The sequence below is a fragment of the Pseudomonas sp. Y3 TE3536 genome (assembly GCF_053629175.1).
In genome coordinates this window covers 5,907,287-5,927,007 of the sequence record NZ_JBRJHU010000001.1, presented here as the reverse complement: position 1 = coordinate 5,927,007, position 19,721 = coordinate 5,907,287, and the positions used below count along the sequence as shown (strand labels likewise).

24 protein-coding genes and 1 pseudogene are annotated in these 19,721 nt (G+C 53.0%); 9 read left to right on the top strand and 16 right to left on the bottom strand.

Annotation, left to right across the window (positions count from 1 at the left end; all coding sequences use genetic code 11):
- Positions 1 to 64: 64 nt before the first annotated feature.
- The 5 genes from AB7M33_RS26460 to AB7M33_RS26440 all read right to left on the bottom strand — a co-directional run bounded on the left by AB7M33_RS26460 (position 65) and on the right by AB7M33_RS26440 (position 4,824).
- A complete protein-coding gene (locus AB7M33_RS26460) occupies positions 65 to 391 on the bottom strand; it encodes a hypothetical protein (RefSeq protein ID WP_454244021.1) in 327 nt (108 codons plus the stop codon).
- 82 nt (positions 392 to 473) lie between these two features.
- On the bottom strand, positions 474 to 1,196 hold the full coding sequence (locus tag AB7M33_RS26455; protein ID WP_454244020.1) for a glycosyltransferase family 2 protein: 723 nt from the start codon (positions 1,194 to 1,196) through the stop codon (positions 474 to 476).
- Entirely contained in the window at positions 1,197 to 2,756 is a 1,560-nt protein-coding gene (locus AB7M33_RS26450; RefSeq protein WP_454244019.1) for a hypothetical protein, read from the bottom strand.
- The gene (locus AB7M33_RS26445) at positions 2,753 to 3,130 is read right to left on the bottom strand and encodes an HAD-IIIC family phosphatase (RefSeq protein ID WP_454244018.1); all 378 of its coding nucleotides are present in this window, start codon (positions 3,128 to 3,130) and stop codon (positions 2,753 to 2,755) included. Before AB7M33_RS26445 ends, AB7M33_RS26450 begins: the two co-directional genes overlap by 4 nt.
- Positions 3,127 to 4,824: a hypothetical protein gene (locus AB7M33_RS26440; protein ID WP_454244017.1), complete on the bottom strand. Its 1,698-nt coding sequence runs from the start codon at positions 4,822 to 4,824 to the stop codon at positions 3,127 to 3,129. Before AB7M33_RS26440 ends, AB7M33_RS26445 begins: the two co-directional genes overlap by 4 nt.
- 630 nt (positions 4,825 to 5,454) lie before the next feature.
- Between AB7M33_RS26440 and AB7M33_RS26435 the strand changes: the two genes are divergently transcribed.
- Positions 5,455 to 5,604 carry a DUF2514 family protein gene (locus AB7M33_RS26435; protein WP_454244016.1) on the top strand — a complete coding sequence of 50 codons (150 nt, stop codon included), beginning with the start codon at positions 5,455 to 5,457 and terminating at the stop codon, positions 5,602 to 5,604.
- On the opposite strand, the gene AB7M33_RS26430 is transcribed toward AB7M33_RS26435, so the two are convergent.
- Positions 5,591 to 5,986 (bottom strand): DUF7448 domain-containing protein, encoded by a 396-nt coding sequence (locus AB7M33_RS26430; RefSeq protein ID WP_454244015.1) that lies wholly within the window; start codon positions 5,984 to 5,986, stop codon positions 5,591 to 5,593. The genes AB7M33_RS26435 and AB7M33_RS26430 overlap by 14 nt on opposite strands.
- Positions 5,987 to 6,037: 51 nt before the next feature.
- On the opposite strand from AB7M33_RS26430, the pseudogene AB7M33_RS26425 reads away from it, so the two are divergent.
- Positions 6,038 to 6,226: pseudogene (locus AB7M33_RS26425) on the top strand (DUF2514 family protein); the annotation flags it as partial.
- Positions 6,227 to 6,365: 139 nt separating this feature from the next.
- On the opposite strand, the gene AB7M33_RS26420 reads toward AB7M33_RS26425, so the two are convergent.
- Complete coding sequence (locus tag AB7M33_RS26420; RefSeq protein ID WP_454244014.1) at positions 6,366 to 7,091, bottom strand: DUF6236 family protein; 726 nt, start codon at positions 7,089 to 7,091, stop codon at positions 6,366 to 6,368.
- A 348-nt stretch (positions 7,092 to 7,439) separates the two neighbouring features.
- On the opposite strand from AB7M33_RS26420, the gene AB7M33_RS26415 reads away from it, so the two are divergent.
- On the top strand, positions 7,440 to 7,652 hold the full coding sequence (locus AB7M33_RS26415) for a hypothetical protein (RefSeq protein ID WP_454244013.1): 213 nt from the start codon (positions 7,440 to 7,442) through the stop codon (positions 7,650 to 7,652).
- 24 nt (positions 7,653 to 7,676) lie between these two features.
- Positions 7,677 to 7,883: a hypothetical protein gene (locus tag AB7M33_RS26410; protein WP_454244012.1), complete on the top strand. Its 207-nt coding sequence runs from the start codon at positions 7,677 to 7,679 to the stop codon at positions 7,881 to 7,883.
- Here the strand turns inward: AB7M33_RS26410 and AB7M33_RS26405 are convergent.
- Positions 7,846 to 8,565, bottom strand: coding sequence for an SOS response-associated peptidase family protein (locus AB7M33_RS26405; protein ID WP_454244260.1), 720 nt, complete (start codon positions 8,563 to 8,565; stop codon positions 7,846 to 7,848). The two genes, AB7M33_RS26410 and AB7M33_RS26405, sit on opposite strands and share 38 nt — an antisense overlap.
- 102 nt (positions 8,566 to 8,667) lie before the next feature.
- On the opposite strand from AB7M33_RS26405, the gene AB7M33_RS26400 reads away from it, so the two are divergent.
- Both AB7M33_RS26400 and AB7M33_RS26395 read left to right on the top strand, forming a co-directional pair.
- Complete coding sequence (locus tag AB7M33_RS26400; RefSeq protein WP_454244011.1) at positions 8,668 to 9,096, top strand: LexA family protein; 429 nt, start codon at positions 8,668 to 8,670, stop codon at positions 9,094 to 9,096.
- The gene (locus AB7M33_RS26395) at positions 9,086 to 10,360 is read left to right on the top strand and encodes a Y-family DNA polymerase (RefSeq protein ID WP_454244010.1); all 1,275 of its coding nucleotides are present in this window, start codon (positions 9,086 to 9,088) and stop codon (positions 10,358 to 10,360) included. Before AB7M33_RS26400 ends, AB7M33_RS26395 begins: the two co-directional genes overlap by 11 nt.
- Positions 10,361 to 10,748: 388 nt before the next feature.
- Here the strand turns inward: AB7M33_RS26395 and AB7M33_RS26390 are convergent, their stop codons facing one another.
- The 3 genes from AB7M33_RS26390 to AB7M33_RS26380 form a co-directional block, all read right to left on the bottom strand.
- Positions 10,749 to 11,183 carry a hypothetical protein gene (locus AB7M33_RS26390; protein ID WP_454244009.1) on the bottom strand — a complete coding sequence of 145 codons (435 nt, stop codon included), beginning with the start codon at positions 11,181 to 11,183 and terminating at the stop codon, positions 10,749 to 10,751.
- 522 nt (positions 11,184 to 11,705) lie between these two features.
- Positions 11,706 to 11,888: a hypothetical protein gene (locus AB7M33_RS26385; RefSeq protein WP_454244008.1), complete on the bottom strand. Its 183-nt coding sequence runs from the start codon at positions 11,886 to 11,888 to the stop codon at positions 11,706 to 11,708.
- A 94-nt stretch (positions 11,889 to 11,982) separates the two neighbouring features.
- On the bottom strand, positions 11,983 to 12,330 hold the full coding sequence (locus AB7M33_RS26380; RefSeq protein ID WP_099429790.1) for a hypothetical protein: 348 nt from the start codon (positions 12,328 to 12,330) through the stop codon (positions 11,983 to 11,985).
- Positions 12,331 to 12,491: 161 nt separating this feature from the next.
- On the opposite strand from AB7M33_RS26380, the gene AB7M33_RS26375 reads away from it, so the two are divergent.
- Positions 12,492 to 13,316, top strand: coding sequence for a shikimate 5-dehydrogenase (locus AB7M33_RS26375; protein WP_454244007.1), 825 nt, complete (start codon positions 12,492 to 12,494; stop codon positions 13,314 to 13,316).
- Positions 13,317 to 13,430: 114 nt separating this feature from the next.
- On the opposite strand, the gene AB7M33_RS26370 is transcribed toward AB7M33_RS26375, so the two are convergent.
- From AB7M33_RS26370 to AB7M33_RS26360, 3 genes are all read right to left on the bottom strand, one after another.
- A complete protein-coding gene (locus AB7M33_RS26370) occupies positions 13,431 to 13,673 on the bottom strand; it encodes a hypothetical protein (protein ID WP_454244006.1) in 243 nt (80 codons plus the stop codon).
- A 95-nt stretch (positions 13,674 to 13,768) separates the two neighbouring features.
- Positions 13,769 to 14,296, bottom strand: coding sequence for a lactoylglutathione lyase (gene gloA, locus AB7M33_RS26365; protein ID WP_027593726.1), 528 nt, complete (start codon positions 14,294 to 14,296; stop codon positions 13,769 to 13,771).
- A 221-nt stretch (positions 14,297 to 14,517) separates the two neighbouring features.
- Complete coding sequence (locus AB7M33_RS26360) at positions 14,518 to 14,877, bottom strand: histone-like nucleoid-structuring protein, MvaT/MvaU family (RefSeq protein ID WP_238212287.1); 360 nt, start codon at positions 14,875 to 14,877, stop codon at positions 14,518 to 14,520.
- Between the two features lie 360 nt (positions 14,878 to 15,237).
- Between AB7M33_RS26360 and AB7M33_RS26355 the strand changes: the two genes are divergently transcribed.
- Complete coding sequence (locus AB7M33_RS26355) at positions 15,238 to 16,527, top strand: OprD family porin (protein ID WP_454244005.1); 1,290 nt, start codon at positions 15,238 to 15,240, stop codon at positions 16,525 to 16,527.
- 91 nt (positions 16,528 to 16,618) lie between these two features.
- On the opposite strand, the gene AB7M33_RS26350 is transcribed toward AB7M33_RS26355, so the two are convergent.
- Positions 16,619 to 18,193 carry a metallophosphoesterase family protein gene (locus tag AB7M33_RS26350; RefSeq protein ID WP_454244004.1) on the bottom strand — a complete coding sequence of 525 codons (1,575 nt, stop codon included), beginning with the start codon at positions 18,191 to 18,193 and terminating at the stop codon, positions 16,619 to 16,621.
- Between the two features lie 161 nt (positions 18,194 to 18,354).
- On the opposite strand from AB7M33_RS26350, the gene cobF reads away from it, so the two are divergent.
- Positions 18,355 to 19,104 carry a precorrin-6A synthase (deacetylating) gene (cobF, locus tag AB7M33_RS26345; RefSeq protein WP_454244003.1) on the top strand — a complete coding sequence of 250 codons (750 nt, stop codon included), beginning with the start codon at positions 18,355 to 18,357 and terminating at the stop codon, positions 19,102 to 19,104.
- A 167-nt stretch (positions 19,105 to 19,271) separates the two neighbouring features.
- Here cobF and AB7M33_RS26340 read toward each other — a convergent pair whose 3' ends face one another.
- Positions 19,272 to 19,622 carry a response regulator gene (locus tag AB7M33_RS26340; protein ID WP_265967343.1) on the bottom strand — a complete coding sequence of 117 codons (351 nt, stop codon included), beginning with the start codon at positions 19,620 to 19,622 and terminating at the stop codon, positions 19,272 to 19,274.
- Between the last annotated feature and the right edge of the window lie 99 nt (positions 19,623 to 19,721).

Genomic DNA, 19,721 nt, shown 5'->3' with positions numbered 1-19,721 from the left:
CCTCGAAATCTAAGTTCGAGGAAGATGGCTGCATCCGATTACTGGGCTTGGTTGAAGGTGGTGACTATTGTTTTGCAAGATGTGTTTTGAAGTGGGGTGGGAGCAATTCTGCTAGAGTTGTATGCTCATCGCTAACCCATGCGCGGACTGTATTGTACCCAGTAATACCCGAAGGGAGCTTCTCTCGAAGCATCCATTCAATCAGATAGCGGTCATCGCGGGTAAAAGAGTCATGAGTCGCGATAATTTCCCTGATCATCTCAATGACTTCAACGACATTATTGCGATTGAAGCGGCGCGTGCTAGTGTGAGTAAATGTACTAGTGGTGCTGTAGTCGTCATAGTACAAATCATCTGGCGTAATTTCAAAATCTGTAAGATTTGTGTTCATGTGGAGTTTTTCACTCAACAAAGATGTTTAAGGGCGAACAGGAAATCCGGGCGTAGTAATGCTGGCCTTTTGGTGTGCATGCTCAAATTGTTGAGTTTATGATGGCCTTATATTCATCGGGTGTACCGCAAAAGATTATTTCAGAAGACGGGATGAGCTCGTAACTAACTTTTAAATTGTTGCTAATCAGATAGTTATAAAGCGGCGCGATATAAAACTCACCTTTAGCTTTTAGGTCGTTTTTGACACTATGTTCAAATGCGGAGTTGTAAGTCGCGACAGAATTGAAATAATACAAACCGTTGCTGCAAAGATCAGATATTCGTTCTTTCTCAGTGGTCTTGATAACCGTGTTATTAGGTCCTGGAAGTGCGAAAGACCAGTGAGAGCCTTCTCCTTTGAAAACCTCAAGATATCCCGCGTCAATGCTTTTTTCGGACTTTTTAAAGCCTGGCCTGAAGGTGTCAATATTGAAGATGTAGAGTGGCTCATCGGAGCTGAAGAAGCTCCCAGCTCTGGAGAGCCCTTGATATACTGTGTCGGCCTGCCCTTGAGTTTCTTCATTAAACTCTACTATAGAGTAATCACGAATCCCCATTTCTTTAACGCTTTTTTCCACATATTCTGCAGCATTGAAGTCCGATCTGACGAGGAATAGAAATTTGTCAGTCAAAAAATACTGTTCGAAGGAACGAACCGATCTCTCAAATACGGATTTATCCTTAATAGTCAGTTTGTATTTTGGTTGGTTGTAACCTTCTTTAAAGAAGCGACTGCTCTTGCCAACCATTGGAATAATAAACATTTAGTTAGCCTCTAACAGGAATTGGTCATACAGCCGAAAAGCATTGGCGAAAAGTGCAAGCTGCCTGTTTTCGTTATCCGCATGTAGTGGCAGCATAGACAGGAATAATAGAATGGTTAACGGCATATAGTCTGCCGCAAAAGTGTTTGGCAGCAGTTGCTCGTCAAGATATGCGCTTTGAAGTTTGTCAATCCGGTCGTCTTTGAATATTTCAAAGGTGAAGTTAAGGTCTCCAGTCTCTCGAACGCTAAAGGCACCGGCGATTATGAAATCATATAGGCCAATGATCGAGTGATTAGCTTTCGCGATGTCATAAGCGACATCCCCGTAGAGCGTGAACTGCTCATTGAAGTCAATGGCTCTGGGGTCAATAAGTTTTAGCATGTCCGCGCGTGAGTCATAAAGCATATTGCTAAAGCACAGATCGCCGTGCAGTATGCCAGGCAGCATTGGTTTAGCCAAAGCCAGGCTAATACAATGTTCCATTACCTCGCTTATAGATGGCATTTTTTTGCCATTTAAGGTGACGCTTTGGTGCATGTTATAATTCTTGGTGTCGCAGAAAGACACAAGACGCTTGGCTGACTTTCGAGCTATTAAATCCTGGCGGCCTGCTTGTACGTGGCTCAATTGTTCTGCCGGAAAGTTTTCGGTGCAGGCCTGAAGCCAAGATTTAACATGGCGAAATATTTTTTTCCAGAAAAATTTAGGGTTATTACCGTTTACGAAAAGTTCGTTCAGAGGTGCTAGATACAAAAACTCAATGACGTAGAAAGGCTTCCCATCTTTAAGGCCTTGGTCCATCAGCTGAGGCACAAAGCCTTTGAGATCAACTGGTAGCGATTTGAACCAAGTTCCTTCTGCCACAATTTTGTGATGGGGAGTGCCACTTTTGTACACATGTGTATCTGTGATTTTTAGTTCATTAAACGAACGTTGAGTTGTGATCTTTGCTCTTGTCTTGTAAAAGGTATTGATGTGCCCTAGGTCAAACCAGTTATCTAACAAGATTTTTTCTGTAGGATAACTCTCAGAATATCCGCGAACAGCACCTACAAAATCACCGCGACAAATAGTTAAATTCTTTATTAGGCTTTGCGGGTTGGAGAATGCAAAGTAACCGCACCAAACCAGTTCGTCGCTAGGATTGGATTTTTCTACTTCCCAGTTGTAATAGTCCTGCGTAGAGGCAAGCGCTAGGAGATTATCTCCGACAGGTACCTGTGGGAGATATGTGTCACCGTGCAAAATTCGGACGGGTGTATTATTTGCCCCGATAACATTCAGAGAGAAAAGAATAGAGTCGGCAAGACTTAGCCCGTCGGGAACCTTCAGTACGCTGATTTCAAGGCTGTCTAGGGTTCGAGAGTCTTGCACCGATACTGCGTGGCTTTCGGGTATGGAAAGCCAGATGGTCTCACTAGGGTATGCCTTTTTAATTGCCGTAGCTTGGAGTGTGAATAGGCGTTTGTTCCCCACTGGAAGAAAGGCGGGGGGTAGCTTGCCGAACTCAGCCTGAAATTCGGCGTCAACATATGCCGCTGATGTAATCAAGATCATGCAGATTTCTCCAAGCTCAAAAGCTCTCGAATTTCTTCATAGCTTTTGTTCTTGAATTCGGAAGGGCGGATTGCCTTGTCATCGACGTAAAAGCCTTCCATGCCGCACCATGGTTTCGCGACGATGATTTCATCGTACGGAACGGAGTGTTTGTTAAGCCATTCAATAATGACTGGCAACGTATTGGCGTTGATCTTTCCAATGTCACCGTTGTAAGTACGCATGTTCCGACTCGTACTAATCGCAATGGTAAAACCCATCTCGCGGTATTCATGGAGCTTTTGAATTACACGTAGATCCGGCGTGCTGTTTTTGTAGTCGCCATTTATGGTTGAGCAAATTGTATCATCCAAATCCATAATTAGGCGTTTCATTTCTTGTTGAATTCCTTTAAAGCGGTGAAGAAGTCAAGTGTTGTTTGGTTCTGACTAAGTTCTTTAGCTTCTGCCGTAAAGTCCTCGGTCAATGCCGTTGAAAAGTCAGGTGGTGAAGCCTGGCTGTTTACTAGATTCATGTCTCTCTTTATAAGAGTATTGACAGGTTGGAGATGGTTGTCTGTCATCCAACCCAAGATCAGATTATGCGCACGCATAGATGGTATCTGAGGGAACGGAGACAAGCTGTTACTATCCACAGACGCTGCCCAGAGAGATGCCATAGTAAGGGCGGGAGATCTTTGGGCATACCAGAATTGATCTTGAGGGCCCCATTCTTTTGAAAATTCCATCGCTACGTCGCGGGAGTTGAGATCCTCTAAAATAGCAAATGTAAGTTTATTTTGTAGGAATACATCTGGACGGCATCTGATAATGTAGTCATAACGAAAACCGTTTTCCTTTTCATGCTCTACGGCTAGCTCATGTGCTTTGTAGATGCCGTATATCATTTTTGCTTGGTTGGGAGCGCCTAAAGAAAGGAAATGATTTATATCTATCCCTGACTCCGAGAAAACAGTTGCATCGTTATCTAAAAGAACTTTAGTGAATTTTATTTCAGGCGGTAGTTTCTCTATTTCGAAACTTGAAAGTGAAGCGGTGTCGAGCTTTTCAAAAGTTTTGGGGAACTTTGTTTTAAAGTATTTTTTTGAGCGAATGGCAGGCGGGCATTTGGAGTGAATTTCTTTATTGAAAGTTCTCATTACCCATTCGTCACCAGCGCCGCCAAGTCCTGGCCAGTCTTGCATCATTGTCCAGGAGTGAAGGAATACATCCGCACCTAAAGGTTTGACGATATTCTCGTATATGCTCTCGATGGCTAAACTGCCGCATCGATATATGCCGGACATGCATACTGCAACCCTCGGCTTACTATCCCAACCGAGTTTTTTTGAAGTGGTTGGTTTTGCTAGCTGTTTGCGTACGATGTCAGAAACTAAACCGTATGCTCGCTCTGCGCCACGGTACCTAGACTTCTGAACTGCAATGTTGCCTAACAATTTCTGGAGGTCGTTATGACCCAGTTGTGGGAAGATAATGGTGTCTTCACACGTGAGTACACGCAAGCAAATGTTTCTAGTAATGTAGGCTCTACGAATCGCCGAGAGATTTTTAAAGTTTGAAAGATTGTTGAGCGTGACTTTGCTGATGTTGGTTTCTTTCGTTTTTGACCATAACTGGTTCAAGGCGTAGGTTAAATACATCAATGTTTTCGGATTTTGATCGCTCTGAAAAATATCGCCTTTTTTTGACAGTATATGATTTTCGAGAACAGTCGTGTCTTTGTAGCGGGAAAGACTCAATAGTTCGTGATCAATGCCTGTTGCCTTTCCAGGTTGATTTTCGAAAATGGGTAAGATTTCCGACTCGTAGATATCAAGTAAAATCTTTGCGTTGCCACTTTTCGCATACTTAGAGTCTGGGTCTTTGGCTAAATCTTTTAAGTTGTAGAGGCCGACCTTGCAAATGAAAAAATGAAGGTTTTCAAGAAGCCCTAAGTCAGCAAGGAGCACACAAAACTCCAGATGTTTTTCAGTGCTTTCTGCATGCTGCTCATAAAGGTTAAGAAGTAGCTCAAACTCCCAGTTGTTAGTAAAGCTGTGTACAGTTGAATCGAATCTTGCCGCGTCCATTGGGTATTCCGTTATTCCAATTCAACAGCCATATGGCCGAATTTGTGTCCAGTTAATTTTATTAAATTAGGCGTTTAGAGGTTTTTTGGTTTGTTTTTTCATCTTAAAATTTCACAACAATACCACATCGGGAGGCATTGTGGCTAGTTTTTTTGATTTATTATTTGTGGGCTGCTGGCACTTTTTAAAAGCTTGACGTCAAAAAGAAGTACTGAAAAAAGAAGTGCTGAAAAAAGAATACTACTGGCTAATTATTAATTGAAGTTTTGAACTGAACTGAAATGGTGATTTTTTGGTCTTGACGGCTGCGGTGGACCAGGCAGAGGTTGCCCCATAGCTGAAGGAAGCGCCTTTACACTGTCACCGCGATCCAGTTCGGGCGGCGTATGGTTTAAATAGGTCGGAACAGTCATTGGCAAGCGGTCTGCGCCCCAAGAACAGCATTAGAGTGCAGGTCCAGCAAGAAGCGAAGGGTAGCAAGGTATGAATAGAGAGAGCGATTACTGATGCTGGCGCCGATGCTGCTCGCCAGTGGTTGAGCAGTGAGGCCACCAACCTAGCTGCCACCGTCAGTTTCCCCTGCACGGATACCGCCGCTATCGCCCCAGGCCAGACAGCCGCCCGCGCCGCATGGTGCTCTCCGACCTGCTCAGCCGGTCTGTCGCAACGAATCGAGATCTGGCGCAGGCTTATGACCGAGCCAGGATCGCCGGGCAGCAGTGCGAGCGCGAATACGACGCCCTGAGATTCGCAGGCAATAGGACGGTTAGCCCTCAATAAGCTCGACGAAGTCTACCTCTTCTGAATAGTAACCGTTCGATTCACCAAACCAGCGAAGAACCACCATCCCCTTCACAGTGCCGATTCGGTAGAAGGTCCAAGTCTGACTGAGCTGCGTTAGCCGATCCTGCACGTCATCAGGCGTATCTGGGCTTGTGGACTTTTCGGCTAGTGTGATTGGTGATCCCACTATGTCAGAAATGTCGCCCTCAACGTCGTCAAGCGATACTTCCTCGGAGCAGAGATCATAGTGATGCATTCTGAACAATCGACCGCAGGCAGCGAGCAGCGTGATCATGCTAGAGCCTTTCTCGGCCTGAAGGACCTCACTGAGGGTGATACCTATGAGTTGATCAAAGGCGATCGGGGTTTCCTTGGGCATGCGAGATCCTCAGAAGTGTTCGTTAAGTATAATCCCTGCCGGTACCCCATAGGCGAGAAAGCCACCTGTATCACCATCGCTACCCAGCAGCGCAAGGCAGGAACCTCCGCCGTCGTGGTGCTCGGGGGATTGCTTGAAGAGGCTGACCGAATGGCGGGCGACCTCGCGACAGCGCTTGAGCGAAGCCGAATAGCTGGCTTGACCTGCGAGGCGGTTTTTTACCGCATGAAGGCCCCATAGCATCGGCCTATGACTGCTGCCGGCCTGCGCAAGACCAGCAGCTTGGAGGTTAAGGTGTGTGCGCCCCTATCCGGCCGAAGACAGAGAGTTGGATAAGAAAAAGTTAGTTTCGGCAATAAAGTGTTTTCGCGAAGGTAGGCTATAGCTCTTGGTTAAGTTTGTAAGCGTATTTGTACGGGGAGGCGGGGAGTTTCGGGTTTCTGAATTTAGGTCTACCAGTCATCTTAAATTGACTGCCTATCAAGCCAATTAGAGTAGATGTTAAACCATTGCCACCAATACTCTGTTCAAATGCCCAGCCAGCACTTCCTCCATTGAATGCCTTGATTATGTCGTAATTTAGCGATGCCGAAAAGTCAGAAATGTGAACAGGGAATTGCCACTCTCTAGCTACTCTGCGTAAATCCGAGCATGCGAATTCTAATTTTCCCTTCTGATTTATGAGCTCTTGATGCGAATCGGAGGATCCTTTTATTTCAGCTACAACATCATCAAGGTGAGCTCGGAAAGCTAATAGCTCGGACCTTCGTTTGGCCTTGAATTCTAAAATCTCAGCAATAGGCACGGATCTTTGTGGAATCGGAACGGAAGATAATAAGGAGATGTATAGATCTTTAGTTGTTGGTTCTTCAATAGATTGTGCATGGACAGCATTCTCACCTTGCCCAATAGCCCAAACGCCCGGGTCAGACTCTTCCAGTAGCTGAAGAGCTCGATATGGAGCTTCCTGCACAATGTTAAGGACATTGCCGTAAATCTGTATTTCTGGGCGATGCAGTATTCCAATCTTCTCGAGGTCTAGCGCGTCTTCGCATCCGCAGTAGTCGAAGGGAAGGGAAGGCCAGCATAAGCGATCCCAGAACATAAGAGAAAACCGTAAGTCGACTGGGTTTAAAGTTCCGGTGATATCTAAGTCTTGTCCATTTATTACTGTCGGCGGACTTATTATCAGGCCCCTGACTGTCGGTCTTTTCGGCTTTCCATAGAAAGGATCTGTTAGTTTTCTTGTCTTGGCTTGTCCCATTTAATCATGCTCGCGTGTCGTACAAGCGATAGAAAATAACACTCTGATCAGATACACGCCAGAGTGCGAGCCATACCCGAAGGCTGATAAAATTCTCTGCTCACAACCCCCTAGATATGGCTTGGGGGCGGAGGACGAGGTTTGCAGTGATCTGTTATGAACTGATTCGCTCGGTAGGTGGAGGTGAAGATGGACAAGCGCACTTTCATTGGCATGGTTGAGGCGGGCGAGTCGCTGATCCAGCAGGCTATCGACGCCATGCGTGAGTATCATCAAGCCCAAGACCGTGGCGCGCCGCCTGAAGAGGTCAAGCGTCTATGCCTATTGGCGGATTCGCTATACCAAGCGGTTATCGATTACCAGTTAATCCAAGCAGGGCGGGCACCGGCTACCATTCAGTGATGGCCTCCTCAGGATGGAACCCCTATGAAGTGTAAGCCGCCGATCCTTTTCCCTGATCATCCCATGTACACCGACGCTGTAGAGGCATTGAAGCGTTATCATGAGGCGCAGGCTTCGTATGAACCGGCGGAAGAGGTGGAGCGTCTTCGGATGATCGCAGAGTTGCAGTTCCAGGCGGTCACCGACTACCAGCTCAGAGCTCTGGGTCGCCCTGGCGGTTCTGTTCACTGACGGGCTCAATCAGCTCATGGCCTTGGTTCTTAACATTCCCCACCGCCTTGCCAACTGGAAACCATTGGAAGTCCTGTGCCGGCCGGCATCCAACATCGACAATGGCTTCCAAGCGTTCGCCTGATGTGGCTGGATCCAGCCATTCCCTTGCGGTTTCAGGCGAGAGCACCAAGGGCTTTCTGTCGTGGATGTCGACCAAGCCTTGATCAGCTGCGGCTGTGATGACGACGAATCCATCCCTCTCATCTGGCTCCAGCCCCTGATGTACTTCTGCGAGCGCGGCAAAAAATAGCGGTCCGCCATCGGCGCTCGTGATGTAGTAGGGCTGCTTTCGCTTCGGGTCTGCAAGATCTGGAACCCATTCGAACCAGCCATTTGCAGGCGCCAAGGCTCTGCCGTTTGGCCATAACCCCTTGAAGAATTTTCCCGTCACTACCGTCTCGGCCCGAGCATTGATCGGATCCGGGCGCTTCCCCTTCGCCCAGAAAGGCGACCATCCCCACTTGACCCGATCCACGCTCACTCCATCCCCAACATGGCGAACGATTTCCACGCGAGTGGACGGCGCTACGTTGTATCGGTTGATTGGCTCATGCTCATAGCCATTTATCACCACCAAATCCAGCGATAGCTGGCGCAGATAGTGATCCATCGACTCGTAGATCGAGTACCGTCCGCACATCTTCCACCTCTCGCCCGTCAGAAAATTCACCGCCCAGGATTGACCGAGCACCCGATGCCAGATTTACTGTATATGCATACAGTCTGCATTGGACCTTCCGTCATGACCATCACATTTTTGGGGACGCCTACCGGCGGTACCGAATCGCTACCGCTCTATTCGTTCCACGTCCCGGCCGGATTCCCTTCGCCTGCAGCGGACCATTTGGAAGGTCATATCTCCCTGGATGAGCTATTCGACCTCCGCGCGCCCCATGTATATCTAGTGAAGGTGGAGGGCGATAGCATGCAGGGGGCTGGAATCTACTCGGGCGATATCGTCATCGTAGACCGCGGCCGCGAAGCCGAGCATGGCGATGTGGTGATTGCCGCTGTGAACAGCGAGCCGGTGTGCAAGCGTCTGCACCGACGCGACGGCGTGGTGATCCTGAAATCGGAGAATCCTTCCTACCCACCGAGGTATATCATGGAAGGCGACGAGCTCGTCATTTGGGGTGTTGTACGTTACAGCGTTCGCGACCATGCGCAGTGACCAGGTGTTCGCGCTGATCGATTGCAACTCGTTCTACGCGAGTTGCGAGCGCGTGTTTAGGCCAGACTTGGCCAAGACCCCGATCGTGGTACTAAGCAACAACGATGGCTGCGTGATTGCCAGATCGTATGACGCCAAGCCTTACGTGAAGATGGGTGAGCCGTACTTCCAGGCGAAGGACAAGCTGCGCCGGTACGGCATCATGGCCTTTAGCAGTAATTACGCACTGTATGGTGACATGAGCGAACGCGTCATGACGCTAATCGAGTCGATGGTGCCCACCACCGAGATTTACAGCATCGACGAGTGTTTTGCAGACCTATCGGGTATTCAAGAAAACCTGACTCAGTTTGGACGAAAGCTGCGGTCCAAGATTTTCCAGTGCACCGGCATCCCCGTGGGTGTTGGCATCGCCGGCACAAAAACACTTGCCAAGCTGGCCAACTACACCGCCAAGCGCTTGCAGGCGCAGACCGGCGGCGTGGTCGACATCACCGATCCATTCAAGCGCGATTGGGTGCTGCGGAACACCGAGGTGAAAGAGGTTTGGGGCGTGGGCCGGCGAATGACCGCCCACCTCGAGGCGATGGGCATCCACACGGCGATGGATCTGGCCAAGGCGGATGCCAGAACTTTGCGACAGAAGTTCAGCGTCGTGGTGGAGAAGACCGCTCGGGAACTGGCTGGCACGCCCTGCCTGGAGCTGGACGAGGCAGAACCGCCGAAGCAGGAGATATGCTGCAGCCGGATGTTCGGCAAGCGGCTGACCGAAATGGCGTCGATCAAGCAGGCAGTGGCCACCTACGTTGGCCGCGCAGCGGAAAAGCTCCGTGCCCAGGGATCGGTGTGCAAGCGCATGCGCGTCAGCATCCGCACCGGAATGTTCAACCCGGACGAAGCACACCACGCCCAAGGGGCATTGATAGAACTCCCGTACCCAACCTGCGACACCCTGTTGATGACTCGGCTGGCCACCGATGCGGTTGCCCGGATCTTCAGGCCCGGGTTTCGGTACAGCAAGGCTGAGGTGCTGTTGATGGATCTGCGGCAGCCAGGCGAGTTTTCAGAGGACTTGTTTGCGCTCAAGCAGTCGGTGACATGTGATCGACTGATGCAGGTGATGGATAACATCAACGAGCGCTGGGGGAGGGGGACAATGCGGGCCGCCAGCGTGCCAGCGACACCGGACTGGGGTATGAGGAGGGAGATGATGAGCCAATCGTACACGACACGGATCGATCAGCTGTGGACGGTCAAATGTTGATGTTACCGTCGGCTTGGCTAGCCGAACTCAATGACCAATCTGCCTTACTAGCCGATCCTGACGGGCGAGCCGCAGTGCTTGCGGAGCTCGCAATGTCTGCGTACCGACGGACCGACGTTGACGCTGACCAGCTAGCCGACATGCTGGAGTTTTCCGAGGCGGCCAGGCTCTGGGCGTTGCTCGATCAGGAAGAGGTAGCTTGAGCTGAATTCGGGCCTGAGGGTGAGGCTTCGCTGTCTAAAACTGCTCGAAAGCTTCTCGGTTTTACTGGGTGAAAGTCGCTGAAATTGGCCGAACCGTATTAGACAGGCCAGATGTACAGGCCGCTTGGGGCGCGGCCTGGGTGTCGAATCTCACGCTACTGCTGCATTACCGGTGGTGGGCCACTTCATTTAGCCGCAGAGGGAGCGATTGAGGTAACAGGCCCTTCGACGGCGCGTAAGCAAATCTGTGAGGCCATGAGGCCTACACCTCGATTCCCCTGAATGAACTGGGTTGACCCTGCAGGCAGGAGTGCCCATGAATAGCCCACGTACCCGCCGTATGAGTTTTTGGCATTCACCTCCACACACCACGAGTCTTTAGATTTATCCCTGGCATCGCCTCGCGCATCGGCTGTGATGAAGTATGTCTGCCGAAATTGTGCGGAGTCAGGATCTTTCAAGTCGTGAGCGATCATGGTTTTAGCCTGGGCCTCAGCCTCTGCAGTCATTGGATAACGGTACAGAATTGTGGGGGCGGCAGGTTTGGTTTGTTCCGTTGGTGTAGGTGTTGCACACCCTGAAAGTACGAGCAGCAGCACGGTGAAAAAGCCCAGCTTCATGACATGGTTCCATAGCGATGGTGGCGTTGTGATGGTATCTCAGTAAAGCCATATCGAAGTGTCAAATAGGTAAAAAATCAGTTCCAAAACTGAAACCGCGGCCCTTTGGGTATGCTGCCTGTAGCCGTGCCGTTTCGTGTTTGTTTTGGAATCGATTTCCCAGGCCATGCCGCGCGGATTGGGCACTTGTACCACGGTCTTGAAATCCGCTGCCTGCCCGGCAGATCTCGTACCAATTTTTGTACCAATGGATGTGTTTGGGAGTGGGATGCAGTGTGGCGGGGAGGGCTGGAACGCCCGTAAATACGGGCTTTCCTCACTTTCGTAAACTCGTCAAAACGCGGAAAACATCTGTGGAGTATGGTCGAAGTGCTGTCGATTGCTCGTTGAAGCGACCCGGCGAAATGAAAAAAGCTTCATGCTGGATCGGTTCTGCCGCCTCCGCTCGTCGGATCACACGGGCAAAAAAAGACCCGCCAAGCGGCGGGCCATAAGGTAGGGAGCAACGCACAACAAATACTGTCAAGCGACCAGGGTATCTGGCTGCAACTGGTCGGCCAGGGCTTGAGCCGAGGCGCGGCTCGCCAAGGGGCCGCTCACGGGTTCACCGTTACGCACCAGGTACCAGCAGGCCAGCAGGCCCTGCTGGCGCAGTGAAGGGGGGACGGCGCTGCCGACGACGGACATGATCTGGATAGTGGCCATGTGGACCTCCTGTAAAACATGGCCCTACCTTACGCAGCGGCCGCAGCGGTTTGAAATTAACTGAGTTGATAGTGATCATTGGTTTTATCAACGATCACCAACGGGGTGGCCCGTAGTACACCGGGGGCGGGCCGTAATAAGGGCGATAGCCCGGTGGCGGCGGGGCCGGTGCATAGTAGGGCTGGTAGTACACCGGCTGCGGCGGCGGCTGTACGTAGACCGGCTGCGGTGCGTAATAGACTGGCTGGCGCTCCACATACACGGTGCGATCACGCCCGCCATAAACCGTTGCCCCCACCACGGCACCGACCACCGCCGCGCCGAACAGCGGGCCGGGTCCATACCAACCACCGCCACCACCATGGCCACCATGGGCAGCAGCTTGTCCGCTGATGGCCAGGGCACCGACCAGCAGGGCGATTACGGGAATGTGACGGTTCATAAAGCGTCCTCGCAGGGCAACCCCACAGATGGGGTCCTATTACTATGACCCCTGCCTCTGTCAGCTGGGCACAGGGAAACGGTAAAGGTTGTGTAAGGGACGACAAGCGGCTGCGTCTGATACGCTGAACAAACGATTCAGTTCTGAAAATGGAGCAGGTTATGTCGACAACTCCCAGCAGAGACACGGTGCTGTGCATCTCCTTGGCCGGGCGGCCCGGCACCTTCGGCGTGCGTTTTCACAACCACCTCTACCAACAGTTGGGGCTGGACTTTTATTACAAGGCCATGAGCACTGACGACCTGCCCGCGGCGGTCGCAGGCATTCGTGCCTTGGGCATTCGCGGGTGCGGGGTGTCGATGCCTTACAAGGAAGCCTGCATGGCCTTGGTCGACGAGGTGGACCCGTCCGCTGCGGCAATCGAGTCGGTCAATACCCTGGTCAATACCGGTGGCCATCTGAAGGCCTACAACACCGATTACCTGGCGGTTCGGCAGTTGCTGGCGCAACACGAGGTCGCCCCGGCGACTGCGTTTGCTCTGCGCGGCAGTGGTGGCATGGCCAAGGCGGTGGCGAGTGCCTTGCGTGACGCGGGCTTTACCCAGGGCACGATCGTCGCGCGCAATGAACAGGCGGGGCGGCAACTGGCGGATGTTTGTGGTTATCGCTGGGTGGCCGAGCTCGGAGACCTGTGCCCGCCGATGCTGATAAACGTGACGCCGATCGGCATGGCCGGCGGGCAGGAGGCCAACGCGCTGGCCTTTAGCGAACAGGCCATTGCGGCAGCCGAGCGGGTGTTCGATGTGGTGGCCATGCCGGCGCAGACGCCGTTGATTCGCCGGGCCAAGGCATTGGGCAAGCCAGTGATCACGGGCTTGGAGGTGATTGCGTTGCAGGCGCTGGAGCAGTTCGTGCTGTATACCGGCGTGCGCCCTACGCATGAGCAGGTGAAGGCGGCCGTCGCACACGCGCGCGACCCTCTGTAGGAGCAGCCTTGTGCTGCGAAGAGGCCGGTGCAGCGATCCGAGATGGATGATCCTTGTACCGGCCTCTTCGCAGCACAAGGCTGCTCCTACAGGCGCCGCATTGTGCAGCATCAGTTAAAACGCTTTGTGCCCCTCGTCCAGTTGCTGATCCACCAGCGCACGGCCATGGGCCAGCGACACATGCTGGGCATTCTCAAGGTCTGAGAAGAACTTCATCGGCATCGGGATGCGCTTGCTGGTGTGCCCTTCAGGGTCGGTGATCAGGCAGCCGGCGGCATAGGGCAGGGGGGAGTCGGGGTGGGGCATCACACTGGCGGTGATGGTGTACTTGCGGTGCTCACAGTGAAGAGATTGCATCGTCCTTACCTCGCTGTGCTTATGAAACGGTTACCTTCATATACCACAGCAAGGGGCCGGGAGTTCCCGGCCCGACGAGCGAATAGCGTTGTGCCTCAGCCTTTGAGTTCGGTCGGCTGGATCACTTCGACCCAGTAACCGTCCGGGTCCTTGACGAAGGCCAGGTGATTCATGCGGCCATCCGCCAGGCGTTTCTGGAAGGGCACGTCGAGTGCTTCGAAGCGCGCACAGGCCTCACGCACATCCGGCACCGAAACGCAGATATGGCCGAAACCGCGTGGGTCGGTGTTGCCGTTGTGGTAGGCAAAATCGGCGTCGTTTTCGGTGCCGTGGTTGTGGGTCAGCTCCAGAACGCCTGGGATCGACTTCATCCACTGGTGGCGCGCGGCGTCATCGGCAGGGATCTGCGCCGGGTCGACCAGGGCCAGGAAGTACAGGCTGAAGGCGGCTTCCGGGAAGTCGCGCTTGTCCACCAGGCGGAAGCCCAGAACACGGGTGTAGAAGTCCAGCGACTTCTCGATGTCCTTGACCCGCAGCATGGTGTGGTTGAAGACGAACTTGGAGGTGGCGGCATCCGGCTGCGCGGTGACGCCAGGCAGGGTTTGCAGATCGTGCAGGCTCATGGGAACTCCTGAGACGGGGCCGGTGCGCGGCACCGGCAAAACAGACAGGCTGGCCATGATACGGCAGTGAAGCGATTGCGCAAATGAAAGCGCCCTGCACGAGGCAGGGCGCTTGAATTAGAGGCCCGCATGTGCGGGCGCGTGGGGTCGCTAGTCCTTTAGCTGTCTCGATACTGAGCCAGCGCTTGTGAAAAAAGTGTGAAGTCCATGTGGACGTTTCATCAGCGTACCCAGCTTTCAACGGTGGCAGCGCCGTACTCTTCTTTCCAGGCTTTCAGCCCGCGATGGTTGCCGCCTTTGGTCTCGATCAGCTCGCCCGTATGTGGGTTTTCATAGACCTTGACCACGCGTGGGCGGCGCTGTTGTTTGGGGGCTGCGGCAGCAGGGCGGGTGGCAGCCTTGGGGTCGAGGATGGCGATGATATCGCGCAGACCCTTGTCATAGCTTTTCATCAGGCCGACTAGTTTCTGCTCGAATTCGATTTCGCGTTTGAGGCCGGCATCCTTTTTCAGCGCTTCCAGTTGAGCCATTTGTTCCTGAAGCGCTTTTTCGGCAGCACGAAACTCTGCAAGTCTGGACACTGTAATCACTCCTGTACGTCTTTCGTGGCAGGGCGTGACGAACATTGAAGAAGAACAAAACGCCGGCCACGGGGGTGGGTTCCGCTGTTCGCTGATATCGAGTGTAGTCATTCATCGCTACTGGGTAAACTGCAAACTTTTTATAAGTAAGCACGGAACTTTACGGGTTTTCCATGCGCCAGTTTGTGACGACTTCGACGGGGCTGGCGAATGGCTCTAGACCAAGGTCCAATAGCCCGGAATAGAGCCTTTGAGCGATCATTTCAGATGATGCTCGGCCATTGTTCGAGCGTGTCGCAGTACCGCAGCAGGTGTTTGCTGCAGGTTGTTTTTCGCCTTTCTTTCTGGATATTTCCTCGCATGTTTGCCCCCCTCCCTCACGCCCCTGGGCGCCGTGTTGCCGGCCTGTTCCTTTTGTGTGCCGGCGTCAATGCCCAGGCCGCCGGTTTTCTTGAAGACAGCAGCGCCAAGGTCGAAGCGCGCAATGTCTACTTCAACCGGGATTTCCGTGACGGCCATAGCAGTTCCAGCCAGGGCGCGTCCAAGCGCGAAGAGTGGGCGCAAGGCTTTATTCTCAATGTTCAGTCGGGTTATACCCAAGGGCCGGTAGGGTTTGGCGTGGATGCGCTGGGCATGGTCGGCTTCAAACTCGACTCCAGCCCTGCGGACAGTAACAGCGGCCTGTTGCCGTCGTCTGGCCATGATCCACGGCACTCGGCCGATCAATACGCGAAGATGGGCTTGGCGGCCAAGGTCAAGGTGTCCAGCACCGTGCTCAAGTACGGCTCGATGATGCCGGATGTACCGTTGCTCAAGTACAACGATGGGCGCTTGTTGCCGACGATGTTCCATGGCGCGATGCTCACCTCTGAAGAAGTGCACGACCTGAAGTTCACCCTGGCCCGCCTGGACAAGTACACCGCACGTGATTCCACCGATCGCCAGGACATTCGCGTGCACTGCAAGAACAAACGCTATGCCTGCGACATCGAAGCCGACCACTTAGACCTGGCAGGCCTCGATTACCGTTTCAATGACCGCGTCAGCGCTCAGTATCAAGTGGCCAAGCTTGAAAACATTTATCGCCAGCACTTCCTCGGTCTGGTGGCTAGCCAGCCGCTGGCGGTAGGCAGCCTGTCGGCCGACCTGCGCGTGATCAAGAGCGACGACATCGGCAATGCCCGCGCCGGTGACATCGACCACCGCGCCTTCAGTGGCATGCTCGGCTACAGCCTGGGCGGCCATAAGGTCAGCGCCGGCTGGCAGCGCATGTACGGCGAAAGCGCCATGCCTTACCTGGATGGCAGCAACCCGTACCTGGTCAACTACGCCCAGGTCAACGACTTTGCCGCCGCCCAGGAGCGCTCCTGGCAGCTGCGTTACGACTATGACTTCAAGGCACTGGGTGTGCCTGGCCTGACCTTCTTCACCCGTTACATCAATGGCGATCACATCAAAGTCCCGGGCAGCACGGCCGAAGGCAAGGAATGGGAACGCGACACCGAGTTCAAGTACCAGGTGCAAAGTGGCACGTTCAAAGACGTCAGTGTGCGCCTGCGTAATTCCACCTACCGCAGCAACTATGAGAAGTGGGCGCGTGATATGGATGAGACCCGCGTCATTGTAAGTTACAACTTTTCTGTGTGGTGATATACGTGAGCCCAGGCTTGTATGACCTGGGCTCACCCCGCAGGGCTGATGCTTATCCTTGCGCCGTTAGCGCACAGGCCTGTAGGTTGGCTCAGGTGCCACAGCCTTGAAACATATTTTTCAGATCAAGGGTGGCATCCTGCCCATCCACAAGTCCGGCGGATTGGTAACGTACGTGAATACGCGTGTTCATGAAGTTGTCTGGTTCCGGAAATAGAATTTCACGAGAGCGACTTCCTTGAGCAGCGCCCCTAAGCTCACTTATGAAATTGCCTTGAAGCGTATAAAGCGCAACACGGAACCAGTAGTTGCCCGGCGCATAGTTAGGGTAGGGCGGGCTCCATTGAATGCGGAAGCTATTGTTGGGGTTGCCGGGTTCCCCTAGGCTCACATAACACACGTCTTTCGGGGACAACAGCGCATTCAAGGTAGTTGCTGTGCCGTCGTACGTCTTGACGGGGGTAGCACTGCCACTGTCATACACGCGAATGCGGTAGTTGTAGCGTGTGTAGGGCGTCAGGTTCTCAATGGTTACCTTTTTTCTGTTGTCTGAGCGCACGTACGGCTGCCCATCAATCGAAACTTCGAAATGGGAGATGTCGCGGTCCCGTACATGAAGTAACGGTAGTGTGAAGTCTAGCGATTCGGGCCAGGGTAAAATGGCCGGCTCTGGTACATAGAATCTAATAGGGATTGTCAAAAGGGGGCGCGTCAGCAGGGTATTATCCTTTGCCTGCTTAACCGTGAACGCATTGGCTTGAGGGTCAGCTTCACCGACCAAAAAGGTTTTAAAAATAGGGGAGCCAGAGTCCAGAACAGGCACATCACCCACCTTGCCTCGAAGGGCAAGCTCGTGTGTATGGCCCATGAAGATGGCCAGCACCTTGTATTTGTTCACCATTTCCTCGAACCGCGTTCGCTCGGCTGCGCTTCCCCATTGGCTGTCTGCGGTGGGGTGTCGATGCATGTTGATAATAATCAACTTGCCGGCTTCGTCAGCAATTTTTAGCTGGCTCTCCAACCAATCGAGAGAGGGTTTGATGTGAACGGTTTTATCCTCATAGTTAAACCAGCCGCTAAAGCTTTTTTTATACGCAAAATGGTTGTGTAGTTGAATAAACGCGAAATCTCCGAACGTTTTTCTGTAGGCCATGCTGCCGTGATATTTTTGCCAGGTAGGACTGTCATCGCCTTCTTGGTACTGGTCAAAAGCGTCCACATCCCAGCGCTTTATATCTTCGGTCAAGTGGGTGACGACGGAGAGCATGGCGCATTCATTGAGGCCGCAACTGTCGACGTTATTTTCATAGTCATGATTGCCCAGTCCATAATAAGTGCCAGGCAGCATCCGGCTACTCATGATGTTCCATTGGTACCGGTGGCCAAACTCAGTCACGTCGCCGTTGAGTATGATCGGTATGCCACCCCCATAGGCGTCTCGATAGGCCGTGATGGCAGCATTCTGCGCATCCAGAAGGGGTAACGACTCCCCGGGGTAATCAGAACCGCTGGGGGAGCGTGGGTATTGAGTGTCTGATTGGAAAACGAAGCGTTGCGTTACGGTGTCGACTTCTGCAAGCGCACAATTGTTAAGATACCCTGACAACAATAGGGTGCTTAGAAATACACGAGCGAGGGGTACTCGGCGTTTTTTAAGACTGAGCATATTTTAATCTCTTCGCGGAAGGTAGGCGAATGGTGAGTGCGCAGTCTGATAAAAGCCTGAGCCCTTTATAACTAGGAGTTGTAAGGGTTGACAGATTAAAAATTCTAATGATGGGTAGGGTGATTGGCGGTCGAATATTCAACAAGAAACAGGTCAAGACGATGAATACGATTTTACTAGTAGGAATCGGCGCCGGTGACCCGCGCCAAATTACCCTTGAAGCGGTCGAAGCACTCAGGCGAGCAACGGTTTTCTTCGTGCTTGATAAGGGCGGGGAGCGGCAGGCGTTGGCTCGAGCCCGCAAGGCCTTGGTCGATCACTATGTGCAGCCCGGCAGTTACCGGTGGGTACAAGTAGAAGATCCCTTTCGTGATGCAGATGCTATGGACTATGTCGCCGCCGTACAGGACTGGCACGTCCGTCGGGCGAGTCTGTATTCACGCCTATTGAGCGAGGAGTTGGGCCCCGATGATGTTGGCGCCTTTCTTCTCTGGGGCGACCCGAGCCTGTATGACAGTACGTTGAGAATTATTGAAAAGGTTCGTGAGCTGGGTGTGCGCGTACAGGTGGAGATTATCCCTGGCATCAGCAGCGTCCAGGCCCTGGCGGCCCGCCACCAAGTACCGCTCAATCGCATCGGTGAGCCGCTGACTGTACTGCCTGGGCGTCGCCTTGCCGAGCAGGAGCGTATCGACAATGTGGTGGTGATGCTCGACGGGCAGTGCGCGTTTGCCTCGCTGGATGACCCGGGTTTGATGATTTACTGGGGGGCTTACCTGGGCACCACAGATGAGGTGCTGATTGCCGGGCCATTGCAAGCGGTGAAGGCGCAGATTCAGCAAGTGCGAGAGGAGGCGAGGACGCGCAAGGGGTGGATCATGGACACGTATCTGTTACGCCGCGAACTGTAGCTGGCTGCCGCCCCCACAGTCGTTAAAGACCTGTGAGAGCAATTGTCTGGTGGTGCTTGCGCCGACCTTATCGCTGGCAAGCCAGCTCCCACAGGTGCGGCGCTAGCCTTTGAGGCTACACAGTTCGGGTGGGAGCGGGCTTGCCCGCGAAAGCCGCCACGCGGGCATCAGGCCGTACCGAGTATGTCCACCACCTTGTTGCGCAATTGCTCGATGCTGAACGGCTTGCCAATCAGGTGCATGCCTTCCGGTACGTTTACGTTCTCGGCATAACCGCTGGCAAACAACACCGGCAGCAGTGGACGAAGTTCGCGTGCGCGTTGCGCCAGCACTTCGCCGCGCATGTCCGGCAGGCCCACGTCTGTCATCATCAGCGCCAAGGCCTGCGCAGGGTCTTCGAGCACCCGCAGTGCTGCGGTGGCGTCTTCCGCTTCGATGACCGTGTAGCCCAACTCGTCGAGCACTTCGACCATCAGCATGCGTACGATGTCGTCGTCTTCGACTACCAGAAGATGCATGGTTTGGATCCTGTGAAAATGAATGTCTTTATTCTGTACGCCGGTCGACGGCAGAAGTTCCCGAGGATACCGATCCCTGCAATCAGATGGAACGATTCG